This is a genomic window from Cupriavidus sp. H18C2 (assembly GCF_049393795.1).
Lineage (GTDB): Bacteria > Pseudomonadota > Gammaproteobacteria > Burkholderiales > Burkholderiaceae > Cupriavidus > Cupriavidus pauculus_C.
Genome location: NZ_CP186010.1, coordinates 1611327 through 1625017 on the forward strand (window position 1 = coordinate 1611327; position 13691 = coordinate 1625017).

The 13691-nt window shown below is 67.1% G+C and carries 10 protein-coding genes and 1 pseudogene; 1 reads left to right on the forward strand and 10 read right to left on the reverse strand.

The window, feature by feature from the left end; genetic code table 11:
- Positions 1 to 58 precede the first annotated feature (58 nt).
- The 10 genes and pseudogenes from EPAKOI_RS07410 to EPAKOI_RS07455 all read right to left on the reverse strand — a co-directional run bounded on the left by EPAKOI_RS07410 (position 59) and on the right by EPAKOI_RS07455 (position 13088).
- Positions 59 to 445: a hypothetical protein gene (locus tag EPAKOI_RS07410; RefSeq protein ID WP_423193398.1), complete on the reverse strand. Its 387-nt coding sequence runs from the start codon at positions 443 to 445 to the stop codon at positions 59 to 61.
- Positions 375 to 4391 carry a beta strand repeat-containing protein gene (locus tag EPAKOI_RS07415; RefSeq protein WP_423193399.1) on the reverse strand — a complete coding sequence of 1339 codons (4017 nt, stop codon included), beginning with the start codon at positions 4389 to 4391 and terminating at the stop codon, positions 375 to 377. The genes EPAKOI_RS07410 and EPAKOI_RS07415 overlap by 71 nt, the downstream gene beginning before the upstream one ends.
- Before the next feature lie 70 nt (positions 4392 to 4461).
- Positions 4462 to 4533, reverse strand: a pseudogene (locus EPAKOI_RS07420) (ESPR-type extended signal peptide-containing protein); the annotation flags it as partial.
- 505 nt (positions 4534 to 5038) lie between these two features.
- Complete coding sequence (locus tag EPAKOI_RS07425) at positions 5039 to 7219, reverse strand: TonB-dependent siderophore receptor (RefSeq protein WP_423193400.1); 2181 nt, start codon at positions 7217 to 7219, stop codon at positions 5039 to 5041.
- 264 nt (positions 7220 to 7483) lie between these two features.
- Positions 7484 to 9451, reverse strand: a complete 1968-nt coding sequence (locus tag EPAKOI_RS07430; protein WP_423193401.1) for a response regulator — start codon at positions 9449 to 9451, stop codon at positions 7484 to 7486.
- On the reverse strand, positions 9441 to 10373 hold the full coding sequence (locus tag EPAKOI_RS07435) for a sensor histidine kinase (protein ID WP_216643983.1): 933 nt from the start codon (positions 10371 to 10373) through the stop codon (positions 9441 to 9443). The genes EPAKOI_RS07430 and EPAKOI_RS07435 overlap by 11 nt, the downstream gene beginning before the upstream one ends.
- 50 nt (positions 10374 to 10423) lie before the next feature.
- Positions 10424 to 11470 (reverse strand): ATP-binding protein, encoded by a 1047-nt coding sequence (locus EPAKOI_RS07440; RefSeq protein WP_423193402.1) that lies wholly within the window; start codon positions 11468 to 11470, stop codon positions 10424 to 10426.
- Positions 11445 to 11855, reverse strand: coding sequence for an anti-sigma regulatory factor (locus EPAKOI_RS07445; protein WP_253699850.1), 411 nt, complete (start codon positions 11853 to 11855; stop codon positions 11445 to 11447). Before EPAKOI_RS07445 ends, EPAKOI_RS07440 begins: the two co-directional genes overlap by 26 nt.
- 1 nt (position 11856) lies before the next feature.
- Positions 11857 to 12219: an STAS domain-containing protein gene (locus EPAKOI_RS07450; RefSeq protein ID WP_124684310.1), complete on the reverse strand. Its 363-nt coding sequence runs from the start codon at positions 12217 to 12219 to the stop codon at positions 11857 to 11859.
- A 17-nt stretch (positions 12220 to 12236) separates the two neighbouring features.
- Entirely contained in the window at positions 12237 to 13088 is an 852-nt protein-coding gene (locus tag EPAKOI_RS07455) for an STAS domain-containing protein (RefSeq protein ID WP_423193403.1), read from the reverse strand.
- A gap of 296 nt (positions 13089 to 13384) precedes the next feature.
- On the opposite strand from EPAKOI_RS07455, the gene EPAKOI_RS07460 reads away from it, so the two are divergent.
- Complete coding sequence (locus tag EPAKOI_RS07460; protein WP_124684308.1) at positions 13385 to 13666, forward strand: hypothetical protein; 282 nt, start codon at positions 13385 to 13387, stop codon at positions 13664 to 13666.
- Positions 13667 to 13691 lie beyond the last annotated feature (25 nt).

The following is a 13691-nucleotide window of genomic DNA, read 5'->3' on the forward strand; positions in this document are numbered from 1 at the left end:
GCACATCGTTTTCCTACAGGCAGATGCTAGCTAGTAGCTTCTAGTTGAGAGCCCGCAATCAGCTTGCCGGAGCGGCAGCTTTCGAGGGCGTGCCGTCCTTCAACCAGCCGTGGCTCTTCACGACGTATCGCTTGCCGTTCGGGGCACCGGCTTCGGTGTAGAAGAACTCGCGTGTCTCCATGTTCACCGCCAGATCGGCCTTGGTCTTGGTGACGGGGTCCTCGTAGACGAAGTGCTTCGTCCCGTTGGCGCCGTCCTGCAGGGTCAGAACCCGCTCGACCGTCCCGGTGCGTGTCTTCACCTGGACGATTGCAGTCGTGCCCTTCACCTCCACGGTGGCACCCGACATCAGCGCACCTTCCCACGCCTTGTCCTCATCGGACTCGACGGTCAGGGGCACCGGGGCATCGAGGTACCAGCTTGCGTCGGCCAGGTCGTCGATCACGTAGGCGAGGATACCGCCCGCGCCAACCGCGCCCAGGATCGCACCGGCCGTGGCACCCGAGTTGGAGCCACCCGAGCCCGAACCGCCTGGAACCGTCCGAACCACCGTCAGGCGTCTTGTCGCCGCCGTCGGAGCCGTTGCCACCGTTCGAGCCGTTACCGCCGTCGGAGCCATTGCCACCATCGGTGCCGTTGCCACCGTCAGTGCCATTGCCGCCGTCGGAGCCATTGCCACCGTCGGTGCCGTTGCCACCGTCGGAGCCGTTACCACCGTCGGAGCCGTTGCCACCGTCGGAGCCGTTGCCACCGTCGGAGCCGTTGCCACCGTCGGAGCCGTTACCACCGTCGGAGCCGTTGCCACCGTCGGAGCCGTTGCCACCGTCGGAGCCGTTACCACCGTCGGAGCCGTTACCACCGTCGGTGCCGTTGCCACCGTCGGAGCCATTGCCACCGTCGGAGCCGTTGCCACCGTCGGAGCCGTTGCCACCGTTCGAGCCGTTACCGCCGTCGGAGCCATTGCCACCATCGGTGCCGTTGCCACCGTCCGTGCCGTTGCCACCGTCCGTGCCGTTGCCACCGTCGGAGCCGTTGCCACCGTCGGAGCCGTTGCCACCGTCGGAGCCGTTGCCACCGTCGGAGCCGTTGCCACCGTCGGAGCCATTGCCACCGTCGGAGCCGTTGCCACCGTCCGCGCCATTGCCGCCGTCCGTGCCGTTGCCACCATCGGAGCCATTGCCGCCATCGGTGCCGTTGCCACCGTCGGAGCCATTGCCACCGTCGGTGCCATTGCCACCGTCGGAGCCATTGCCACCGTCGGAGCCGTTGCCACCGTCGGAGCCGTTGCCACCGTCGGGGCCGTTGCCACCGTCCGAGCCATTGCCACCGTCGGAGCCGTTGCCACCGTCGGAGCCGTTGCCACCATCGGAGCCATTGCCGCCGTCGGAGCCGTTGCCACCGTCGGTGCCATTGCCACCGTCCGTGCCATTGCCACCGTCGGTGCCGTTACCACCGTCGGTGCCGTTGCCACCATCGGTGCCGTTACCACCGTCGGAGCCGTTGCCACCGTCCGCGCCGTTACCGTCAGTCCCGTTGCCATTGCCATCGGTAGGCGCGACGCGATCGCCGGTCAGGATGTGGATGGCACCGTTTCCGTTTACCCGCATGCGGCCCTCTAGCGCGTGGTCGCGGCCGTCGGGGGCGGCGCCCGTCAGGACGGCAGTACCGTTGCCGTTCACGGTAATGTTGCTGGTGGTGCCCACGCGCACGCCGATGCCCGCGTCACCGCCACCGCTGGAGGTGCCGGTAGCGTTCATGTAGGCGTTGTCGGTGATGTTGACGCCACCCTGGAAATGGACCCCTTCACGGTACCGCGAATCGCCAGTGATGTCGGTCTTCACGTTTCCAGAGAGATTCAGGCTGGAGTTGGATGCGAAGCGCACGCCGGCTGAGGTGGCGGTGTTGGCGCGCGACGTGCCCGAAACGTTGATTCGAGCATCGTCAGTGGCGTTGATGACGGTTTGGATCAGTACGCCGTCCTGGGTATCCGACTGGCCGGTCATGTCGACGGTCGCGTTTCCCGACATATTCAACGTACCTTGCCAACGTACACCGGCGGCCTTGGGTCCGTCGCCGTTGACTGTCAGCTTGCTGTCTCCGGACATGGATCCTTGGCCAAGGATAGCCACGCCGGCCCATTCGGGATTCGATCCGTTACCGCTGCCGCTGAGATTCAGCGTGGCATTGTTCTGCAGGTCATACCGAAGTGTGTCGAACCATATGCCTGACTCGTTGTTCGATGTACCGGTGAGGTTCACCGCGCCGTTGTCCGAGATATTGATAGACGTCGGACCGCAGGCTCGAATACCTTCCGCGTAGTTGCCTACGCCGGTAATGTTGACGACCCCGTTGCCCGAGACCGAGATGCTGCTGGTCGCGTAATTGCCACCCAGGATCGTCACGGCTTGCGAGTCGATTCCTGAGCCCGTGGAGCGGCCTTCGATATCCAGCGAGGCGTTGTTGTTGACTGTAATCTTGAGCGTGTTGAGACGAATGCCCGAGTACAAATTGCCCGTCGTGTTGCCAATCAAGCTGACGGCGGCATCATCATTGAGGGTAAGAACGCCGCGGCGCATGATGCCGTCGTAGCCGCCACCGTCCCCATTGATGACCAGTTGCGAGCCTCCGGAGATCGTAAGGTTGGATCCGTTGTCAATATAGATGCCGGTCTGCGAGCGGGAACTGCCATAGATGGAGAGGCTGCCACCCACCTGCGTCAGGGCGGTGTTCATATACACGCCAATGCTGCCGGCGCTAAAGCCCGTAATGGTGCCGCCGCCGATATTTGCCAGGGTGCCGCTTATGTTGATGGCATGGCCGCTTGAGGCGCTTGTCGTGTCCCCGTACGCCGTTAGCCGTCCGCCATTCAAGTCGATGGTTCTGCCGCTTGCTTGGAAAACGGTGCCATATCCGCCGCCCATCCCCGAGGTCAGATTCAGATTCAGCGCATCGGAGGTGGACGTGATATTGCCGTTGAGGGTAATCGATCTGTTTGCCACCAGCGTGAGATTCGCCGCGCCGCCGCCGGTCTTTGTAATGTCGGCACCGGCGCTCTGCACGATATTCCCGGCCGCCGTACCTGAGCTGGCCGTGGTGATCGTGACGTCGGTGCCTGCGTTCAGGGCGTCGTTGATGGACGTGTTGCGAACCGTGGCAGTGCTGCCCGTGGGCGTGAAGCCACCCGAGACGCTACCGCTGTAGCCAGCATCGTTACCTGTGCCGATAGTGATATCGGTCGGATCGATCAACCATTCGCCAGACTTGCCGTTCGGCGCTGAGGCGGTCACCGTGCCTTGGACGTTGAGGTTGTGAGCCGAGGTTTCCACGAACCCGCCATCGCCATGCCGTGCACCCGCATCGATCCGCGCGTTGACGCCCACCTGCGTAAAGTTGGCGAAGCCAGCACCGTCCTGCAGCAGCTTGCGAGCTTCCGTACCTTCGAGCTTGCCCAGCGAGTCACCACCAAGGATGACCTTGCCGCCGGCCGAGTCGCCCGAAGCGTCGATCGAGGCGCTGTCGAACAGGCCGACGCGGTCGCCGGCCAGTACCACCGTGCCGCCCTGGCCGCCGTTGCGGTTGGAGGCGTCGATGCTGCCGGTCATGACCACGTCGCCGGTCTTGCCGGCATCGGCCACGACCGTGCCGGCGCGGACGACGCCGGACAGGTTCACCACCGTATTAAGGAGCGTGTCCTTGCCGCGCGCGGTAATGAGGACCGTGCCGTCTTGGGCATGGATGTTGCCGCTGTTTTCCGCCAGCGCGTTGGCGGTGGCGTCGTTCAGGACCAGCGAGATGCCCTGGCCGTTGTGCAGCGCGACCGTGGCGCTATCGCCAGCGGCCAGCAGGACTTGTCCGCCCGGGCCGGTCTTGATGTCGCCCGCGTTGCGAACCTGGTCGCCCATGAACGTCACGTAACCCTGGGCGTTGATGGAGCCTTCGTTGATGATGCCGGCCTGCGTGCCGGTGGCGCTCAGTGCCAGCGGGCTGCCGGCCATGAAGGCGTTGGAGTCGATGGACTTGGTGGTGGCCAGCAGCGAGCCGACATTGACCACTGCGCCTCGGCCGAACAGCACGCCGTTGGCGTTCTGGATCAGCACTTGGCCGTTGGCCAGCAGGGAACCATGGATATTGGAGGGCAGGCCGCCGATCACGCGGTTCAGCGCTTGGGCCTGCGCGTTGGGCTGGTTGAACTGGACCGTGTTGCCCTGGCCGATGCTGAAGCTGTTCCAGTCGATGACAGCGCGCTGGCTGCCCTGATTGATGGTCATCGTCGAGCCGTTCGGCTGCGAGATGGTGGCCTGACCGGCCACGACGTTGCCCTGGGTCGGCAGACCTTGGGCACGGGCTTCGTCCATGTCCCAGGCAAACAGGGCGAGGGCGATGGCCGTCATCGCCGATACCACGCCCAGTTGGGGCGATGCCTCCGGCGCTGCCTTCACCCGGCGCCTTGCCGCGGCTCTTCACATTCTCCGCAACGGCCACAAGCATGCCGAGATGCTTGCTGAATACGCGGCGATACCGATTCTTGTTCATGGTTGAGAAACCCAACAGAAGTTGCAACGTGACGCGGCCCGGTTATGCCGCAGGAAGGCGCGGCCGAAGTGGGGTCATGCGTCAATTCATAAAGCGCGAGATGACTCGCTCTGGCTCGGGAATCCGGGGGGCGCGCTTGCTGAACATGCCGCGCGGGTTGTGGACGTACCTGGTCCCCGCGATTTCCTTGATGGCAATGCTAGGAATCTGGGTAGGGGCGGGGAATCGTAGAAATACGAAAGGCGCCTCCAAGTTGCGAGAAAAGACCTCGCCGTAGTCAACGGACAAGCTTCCGAACGTCTCTCAGACGTACGAACTCGTAGAACTACGATGGAAATGGGAGGGGAGGCGAAGAAGGGCGACGCCGACCGTCTCAGGAAACGGCCGACGCGCGTGCGCAAGGCGGGGAATGCAGAGCGCCCGGCAGAACCGGGCGCGGAACCGGACCGACGGGCGATCTGGTAATCAGACGATCAAGCGATCAGACGATCAAGCGATGGAACGATCAGTAGGCGATCTTGGCGCTCAGGCTGATGGCGCGCGGATCGGCCGGCTGGATGTAGTTCTCGTACTGGAAGCCCCAGTAGCGCTTGTTGGTCAGGTTGGTCAGCGCGGCGCGCAGCGTCAGGTCCTTGCCGGCCACGCGCGTGTTGTACGTGGCGCCGAGGTTGAACACCGTGTAGCCGCCCAGCGTGGCCGTGTTGGAGGCGTTGAGCTTGGTCGGGCCGGTGTACTTGCCGTCCACGCCTACCTTCAGGCCCGGCACGAACGGTACGCGGTATGCCACCCGGCCGGTCAGCAGGAAGTTGGGCGCGCCCGCCACGCGGTTGCCGATGTTGGTGTCGCCCTCGGTGTACTCGCTATGCAGCAGCATCGTACTTCCGCCAATTTCCCACTGCGATCCGATGCGCGACGACGCGGCCAGTTCCAGGCCCTGGTAGACCGACTGGCCGTCCTGCACGAACGACGGCAGCACGCCGGCGCCGTTGTCGCGCGTGAATTCGCTGCGGCGTTCGATGCGGAACAGCGCGGCCGTGGCGTTCCACTTGCCCTGGTCGGTCTTCACGCCCACTTCGTACTGGCGGCTCTTGGCCGGGGTCAGGCCCTGGCCGGCATTGAGGTAGGTGCTGCCCACCACGCCGCCGCCGTCGAACGATTCCACGTAGCTGCCGTAGAACGTGGTGGACGCCCACGGCTTGTACATCAGCGCGGCGGTCGGCGAGACCAGGCCGTTCTTGGTGTAGCTGGTGTTGCCCACGCCGTTGGCGTTGTAGCTGTTCTGCTCGAAGTTGGTGACGCGCAGGCCGGCCAGCACCGACCACTGGTCGGTCAGGTGCATGGTGTCGCTGACGAACGCGGCCTTCTGCGTGGTATCGCCGGCGCGGTACTTCTGGAACGCGGTCTGGCTCCAGTAGACGCCCGTGTACGGGCCGTAGATGTTGCCGTCGGCCAGCGAGAAGTTGTTGTACGCGTTGCTGCTGAAGCGGTCGATCTGCTTCTGCCAGCTCAGGCCGGCCACCAGTTCGTGGCGGAAGATGCCAGTGCGGAACTTGCCCTCGACCATCGTCGTCCAGTTGCTGAACTGCTGGCTTTCGGCGCCGTCGTAGCGCGAGCTGGTGTAGTCGCCCGAGGCATCGGTCAGGAACAGCGTGGTCTCGTTGCGGCTGCGGGACTGCTTGCTGAAGCTGTAGCTGGTGCTGACCGTCCAGTCCGGGTTCAGGTTGTAGCGCAGGCCGGTCTGGTAGAACTGCAGGTTCGAGTAGAAGTGTGTGTCCGGGCCGCCCAGCAGGCCGCCGCGGCCGCTGATGACGCCGGGAAGCTGGCCGTTGGTGATGCCGCCGGTATAGAACGACGGCGTGGCGCCCCACGTGTTGCGGTCCTGGTAGATGCCGTCGAACGTCCAGGTCAGGTCGCGCGTGATGCGGGCGTCCAGGCCCAGCGACACCGAGTTGCGGTTCAGCCCGACCGCGTTGGACGGCTTGCCTTCCTCGTGCGTCAGGTTCAGGCGGTAGCCGAACATGTTGTCGGGGCCGGCGCGGCCGCCCACGTCCACGTGCTCGCTCCAGACGTGCGACGAACGGTAGCCCACTTCCACGCTGGCCGTGAACTGGTCGGTCGGACGCTTGGTGACGTAGTTGATGGTGCCGCCGGGGTTGCCAAAGCCGTACATGAAGCCGTTCGGGCCCTTCAGCAGCTCCACCTGCTCAAGCTGTTCGTAGGGCAGGGTCAGGCCATAGCTGATGAACGGCATGCCGTTGATCTTGTACGCGTTGCGCCAGTCCAGTTGCAGGCCGCGCACGGTGGTGTAGGCCGCCCAGGCGTTGTTGCCGTTGCTGTTGTCCGAGACCGAGGCGTCGTTGAAGAACACGTCGCCGATCTTGGCCACCTGGCGGTCGGCCATGTCCTCGCTGCCCACAACGGTAGTCGAGAACGGCGTGTCGAGCTGCGTGCGGCTGCCCAGCGCGCCGCCCGACGCCTTCTTCTGCAGTTGCGGGCCGACGTCGACATCCTGCCGCGCGCTCACGGTCACCGACGGCAGCGCCTGGTCGGCGGGCGCCGTCTGGGCCAGCACGGTGCCGCACAGCGGAAAACCGGCCAGCACGGCGGCACGGGCAAAAGCGGCGATGGGACGGACGCGCGAAGGCGCGGAAGGCCGGCGGCGGGCCGGCGACGGGCAGGACGTCATGACAGGAATGGCTCTTATTGGAAATGTAGACACAAATGCGAACGATTCGCATTTGTGTGGCAGGGCGGAATAATGCGGCCCCGGCCATTGAGGCGTCAAGCGCCGCGCGGGTCGGGCGCCGTTTCCAGGCCGTTTCGGTGTGTTATTTCCAACAGATGGCCGTGTCGATACGATTTCGACACATTGTTGCGGCGACGATCAACAATGCGTGAATGCGTCGATATGGCGTTAAAGCCACATCCACGCACAGATGCAAGCCAACGACTACCGCGTCGGCGTCAGCGCCACCTCGATGGCATCCATCAGCTCTTGCAGCCGCAGCGGCTTGCCGCAGACCGCGTCGAAGCCCGATTCCATGGCGGCGCGGCGGTCCTGCTGCCGGGTGAACGCGGTCAGCGCCACGGCCGGCACGCGCGGCAGCACCTCCACGGCCTCGCGCACGCGGATCTCGCGGATCAGGTCGTTGCCGTCGCGGCCGGGCAGGCCGATGTCGCTGATGACGAGGTCGGGCACCGCCTGCTGCACGGCGTCCAGCGCCTCGTCGCAGTCGCGCGCCGTGCGCACCCGGGCGCCGTAGTCGACCAGGATGGCCGACAGCGCGGCGGCAGCGTCGGCGTCGTCTTCCACGATCAGCACGTCCAGCGCCGTCAGCGGCACCGACTGCTTGAGCGCCGGCTTTTCCTGGGCCGGCAGCATTTCGGCCGGCGCGGTCGGCATCAGCGGGATCACCACCTCGAAGGTGGCGCCCAGGCCCACGCCGGCGCTGGACGCCTGCACGGTGCCGCCATGCATCTCGGCCAGGTGCTTGACGATGGCCAGCCCCAGGCCCAGCCCGCCGTGCTTGCGGCGGTTGGCGTCCTCGCTCTGGGTAAAGCGGTCGAACAGCAGCGGCAGGAATTCCTGCGGAATGCCGCGGCCGTTGTCGATCACGCGCAGATGCAGGTTGTCGGCGTCCGACGACAGCTCGATCTGCACCGTGCCGTCCTCGGGCGAGAACTTGATTGCGTTGGACACCAGGTTCCACAGGATCTGCTGAAAGCGCGCGGCGTCCAGCCAGGCGGACATCGCCACGGTCGGCGCCAGCCGCAGGTCCAGCGTCACGTGGCGCTCGGCGGCCTGGGTCTGCATCGTGTCCACGGCGCTGCGCACCAGCTCGGGCAGGTTCACGCGCTCGCGTTCCAGCTTCATCTTGCCGACGTTCAGCATCGACACGTCGACCAGGTCGGCCACCAGCCGCCGCTGGATGGCGATGTTGCGCTCCACGGCGGCCAGCCCGCGGCGGCCTTCCTCGGAGTCGATATGGCGCGCCAGCACGTGGGTCCAGACGGAAATCACGTTGAGCGGGTTGCGCAGTTCGTGCGACAGGATGGCGATGAAGTCGTCCTTCATCCGGTTCAGCCGCTCCACGGCGGCCCGCGCGGCCTGTTCGCGCTCGATCAACTGCTCGCGCTGGCGTTCCAGGTTGACGTGGTCGGTGATGTTCGACACCACGGCCACCTTCACGCCGGTTTCCAGCACGGCGGAGATGCTCCATTCCAGGTGCATGGTCTCGCCGCGCGCGTCGCACAGCGGGAACGTGCCCTGCCAGCCGGTCTGGCCCGTGTGGCCGGTGGCCTCGGCCACCTTCTCGCGGAACTCGGGCGGGGCGAACGCGGCCACGGGCTGGCCCACCAGCGCGGCCTCGGGCCGCCCCAGCATGGTCAGCATGGCCGGGTTGACGTCGACGAACCGCCCGGCCAGGTCCAGCGTGCAGATGCCGCCGATGGCCTGGTGGTAGATCGCGCGGAAGCGGGCCTCGCTCTCGCGCATGGACCGCTCGGCCGCGCTGGCGCGCAGCAGCGACGCGATGGTGGCCACCAGCACGCCCGGCTCGGCCGGATGGATCAGGTAGGCGCTGGCGCCGGCGTCCAGCCCGCGCACCTTGTCGTAGTCGGCCACGTAGGTGGCGGACAGGTGCACCACGGGCACGGTGGCCGTCTCGGGCCGGCTGCGCAGCGAGCGGCAGACCTGGAAGCCGTCGATGTCGGGCAGGTTCACGTCCAGCACCACGGCCGACACGCTCAGGTCGGCCCGCTGCAGCGCCTCCTGGCCGCTCTCGGCCTCGATGGTGCGATAGCCGGCCGCCGTCAGCACGCGCACCGTGGCGTAGCGCGTGACCGGGTTGTCGTCCACCACCAGCACCAGCGGGCTGGCCTGCGGGGCGGGGCGGGTGTCGCGATGGTCATCCGGCATGGTGGTCTCCGGCGGCTGCCGCCGGCCGCGCTGGCAGTTCCAGGTCGGCGGCCGGGAACGTGGTGGGCAGCGTCACGAAGAAGCGCGATCCCACGCCTACCTGGCTCTCGAAGCCCACGTGGCCGCCCAGCAGTTCGGCCAGCCGCTTGGACAGCGCCAGGCCCAGGCCCGAACCCCGGTAGCGCCGCTGCAGCGGCGAATCGATCTGCACGAAGTCCTGGAACACCTCGCAGTGAGATTCTGGCGGGATGCCGATGCCGGTATCGCGCACCGAGAACGTGATCGTGCCCGGCGCCTCGCAGGTGGCCGCGATGCGCACCTCGCCGCTGGGCGTGAACTTCAGCGCGTTGGAGATGTAGTTGCGCAGGATCTGCGACACCTTGCGGTCGTCGCTGAACAGCTTCGGCACGCCGTGCGGCTCCTCGAAGATCAGCGACACGTCGGGGTTGGTCAGCACGGGCTTGAACATGCCGCGCAGCGCGTCGAACAGCGCGACCATGTCGAACCAGGCGGGCGACACGTCCACGCGGCCCGCTTCCAGCCGGGCCAGGTCCAGCAGGTCGTTGACCATCTCGGCAAACTCGGCCGCCGTGTCGCGCACGAACTTGACCTGTTTTTCCTGCTCGGCCGTGAGCGGGCCGTCCACGCGGTCCATCAGCAGCCGCGTGATGCTCTGGATGGACACGATCGGGGTGCGGAACTCGTGGCTCATGTAGGCCAGGAAGCGGCTCTTCAGCTCGGTGGCCTGGCGTAGCTGCTCGGCCTGCATGTCGAGTTCGGAATAGAGCGCCACCACGCCCCGGTTGGTTTCCTCGATCTCGGCGCGCAGCGCCAGCACTTCCTGGTCGCGCGCGTCCAGCGCGGCGCGCAGCGCGGCGATGTCGTCCGGGGTGGCGCGCTGGGCGGGGTCGGAGGCGGGCATGTCTGGCATGGCGGGAAGGTTGTCTGGCAGCGTATCTGAAACGGTCATGGTCAGCGCTCCGCCCGGCGTACCACCACCACGGTGGCGTCGTCGCGGCCGCGGCTGAACTTCCACAGGACGAAGGCGGCCACGATGGCCGGGTCGCGCTGCAGCAGGGTGGGGTCGTCGAACTGCCAGCGCGACTGGATGCCGTCGGAGTGCAGCACCACCAGCGCGTGCTGCGGCCATTCCATTTCCTGCTCCTGCACGGCGCGCACGTGCAGGCCGGCCGTGCCGTTCTGGCTGACCAGCGTGCGGTCGCCGATGCCGGAGATCACGCGGCCGAGGATGTTGCCCGCGCCGGCAAAGCGCACGCGGTGGCTGTTGCGGTCGAGCCGGTAGGCGCCCACGGCGGCCCCGCGCGTGCCGCGCAGCGCGGCGTGGGCGCGTTCCACGTAGGCGCCCGGTGCGGCGCCGTGCCGGACGTCGAACAGGGTCAGCGCGGCCATGGCGGCGTCTGCGGCGTCGGGGCCGTGGCCCAGCCCGTCCACGACCACCACGTCGGCGCGGTCATCCTGCACGGCCACGCTCCAGCCGTCGCCGCTGACGCGCTCGCCCGGCGCGGCCAGGCAGACCGCGCCCACGGCAAAGCCGCCGTTGGGGCGGCGCGGCCGGTCGCCGGGCTCGCGGTCGCGGTAGAAGCGGGCCAGGATCAGGCTGCCGTCGCCGGCGCGCGTATGGACGTCGAAGTCGTCGGCCATGCGGCGCACCGCGCCCAGGCCCTGGCCGGCGCTGCCAGCCGTGGAAAACCCGTCGCGCATGCACGCCTGCAGGTCGGCCATGCCGGGGCCGTCGTCGATCGACAGCAGCTCGATGGCCAGCGTGCCGGCCAGCTCGCGCGCGGCCAGCAGCAGGCGCCCGCCCGTGGCGTGGCGCAGCAGGTTGTTGCCCAACTCGTTGACGGCCAGCGCCAGCTTGCCGGCCTGCGTGGCGTCGAAACCCAGGCGCGTGGCCATCTCGGCGGCATGCCGCCGGGCCTCGCCCACGCGGCTGGGGTCGCCCATCGGCACGGCCAGGTGCGGCCCGTGGTTCCTACTTCCACCGAGTGATGCTGACACAGGTTCCCTCGCCAACTTGAGTCCGGATCTGGAAGTCGTTGACCAGCCGGCGCGCGCCGGACAGGCCCATGCCCAGCCCGCCGCCCGAGGTCCACCCGTCGACGAGCGCCTGCTCGACGTCGGGAATGCCCGGGCCCCGGTCCTCGAAATGCAGGCGCAGCCCGCGCCGCATGCCCTCGGTCAGCAGCTCCCAGCGCATTTCGCCACCGCCGCCGTACACCATCGTGTTGCGGGCCAGCTCGCTGGCCGCCGTAATCATCTTAGTCTGCTCCACCAGCGAGAACTTCAGCTGCGACGTCAGGGTGCGCACCACGGCGCGGGCCTGGACGATGTCGCGTTCGTCGCGGATGGGGGCGCTACCGGTCTGGGCAAGGTCGGTCGTCACGTCAGGCCACCTGCGCGGCGGCATCCAGCATCGCCATCCCGCGCTCCACGTTGAGCGCGGTCTTCACGCCGCCGAGCGACAGGCCCAGCTCTACCAGCGTGATGGCCACGGCGGGGCGGATGCCGACCACGACCGTGGTGGCGCCGAGAATACGGCTGATGTCCGAGATGCTCACCAGCATGCGGCCGATGAACGAGTCGACCATTTCCAGCGCCGAGACGTCGATCAGCACGCCGTGCGCGCCGGATTTCTCGACCATCGTCGCCAGGTCTTCCTGCAGCTGCAGGGCCGTCTGGTCCTGCATGTCGATCTGGATGGTCACGAGCAGGTTCTTGCCCATCCGCAAGATTGGAATGCGTTCCATGGCAGGGGTGGCGGCGATCAGTTGGCGTTGCGGGACACGATGTGACCGGACATGCGCATGGCGGTGCCCAGCGCGTCGGCCAGCGTCGATTTGGTGATGATGCCCTGCAGGTCGATGCCCAGGTGCACGATGGTCTGCGCAATCTGCGGCCGGATACCGCTGATGATGCTCTCCGCGCCCATCAGGCGGATGGCCGTGACGGTCTTCATCAGGTGCTGGGCCACCAGCGTGTCCACGGTGGGCACGCCGGTGATGTCGATGATGGCCAGCGCCGAGCCGGTTTCCACCAGCCGTTCGAGCAGCGTTTCCATCACGATCTGGGCGCGGCTGCTGTCCAGCGTGCCGATCACGGGCACCGCCAGCACGCCGTCCCAGAGCTTAATCACGGGCGTGGACAGCTCCATCAGCTCGTGCTGCTGGCGCACGATGATGTCCTCGCGCGTCTTCTGGTAGGTGGAGACGGTCCACTGCGCCATGCGGTCGGCCAGCGACGACATCAGCCAGATCACGTCGATCTGGCCTTCCACGCCGCTCGACTGGCGCTGCAGCGCTTCGAAGATGGGCCGCTTGAGCGCCAGCACGAAGCCGCTGGTCACGTCGGCCGTCTCGCCCTGTGCCGCGCGGTTGCGCGACAGCGCGGCCAGCGCCTCGCGCAGTTCGGTCCAGGCGCCGGCGCTGAAGTTGCCCGGTTCGCCGTTCGCCCGCAGCCCGGCGTCCAGGGCGCGGAGGATGCCCTGCTGTTCGATCGCCACGTTCTGCGTCAGGCCGCGGCCTTCGGCATAGATGTGGTACTCCTCGGTCCAGCCACGCATGATGTTGTCTTGTTCCTGACGCAGGAGGTCGGCAAGACGCTGGTTTTCGGTGCGCATGGGCAGTTGCTCAGATGGGTTGGCTCGGATGGATGGAATATGGCCGACGCAAGGACCGCGCCGGCCGGAGATGAATCTCCCCATTCTAGGAGAGATTGATAGCTCACACTATCGGCGGGCGGCTGATTGACGGCGGATCAAAATTAAGCATATTGCGATGTCGATAGTAACCGGCGCCGGGCCGGCTGTGAGAAACCGCCGACACCGGAACGGGATTGGCCCGGCTGCCGCGCCCGGCCGGCGCGCCCTAGGCTGGGAGCATCGGGCAGGACACGGTGTTCGGGGGAGGGTCGAGCTTGGACTGGTTGGACGTACTGCAATGGCCGGCGATGGCCATCACGGTGCTGGCGACATGGCTGGTCGGCAGCGAGTCGGCGGGCCGCCGCAAGGCCGGGTTCTGGTGCTTCCTGGTCAGCAACGCGATGTGGGTGGGCTGGGGCTGGCACACCGGCGCCTGGGCGCTGGTGGTGCTGCAGTTTGCGCTGGCGGTGCTGAACATCCGCGGCCAGGCCAAGGCGGACAAGGCCGAGCGCGCCCGGCAGGGCGGCAAGGCGGATCGGGAGGGCGCGCCGGGCTAGCCGGCTGGCCGGGAACATGGCGGAG

What these genes read in the sequence shown, in the direction of transcription:
- EPAKOI_RS07450 (WP_124684310.1), bottom strand. Translation starts at nt 12,219, where the DNA reads ATGGAACGCATTCCAATCTTGCGGATGGGCAAGAACCTGCTCGTGACC.
- EPAKOI_RS07435 (WP_216643983.1), bottom strand. Translation starts at nt 10,373, where the DNA reads ATGCCCGCCTCCGACCCCGCCCAGCGCGCCACCCCGGACGACATCGCC.
- EPAKOI_RS07425 (WP_423193400.1), bottom strand. Translation starts at nt 7,219, where the DNA reads ATGACGTCCTGCCCGTCGCCGGCCCGCCGCCGGCCTTCCGCGCCTTCG.
- EPAKOI_RS07415 (WP_423193399.1), bottom strand. Translation starts at nt 4,391, where the DNA reads ATGACGGCCATCGCCCTCGCCCTGTTTGCCTGGGACATGGACGAAGCC.
- EPAKOI_RS07455 (WP_423193403.1), bottom strand. Translation starts at nt 13,088, where the DNA reads ATGCGCACCGAAAACCAGCGTCTTGCCGACCTCCTGCGTCAGGAACAA.
- EPAKOI_RS07430 (WP_423193401.1), bottom strand. Translation starts at nt 9,451, where the DNA reads ATGCCGGATGACCATCGCGACACCCGCCCCGCCCCGCAGGCCAGCCCG.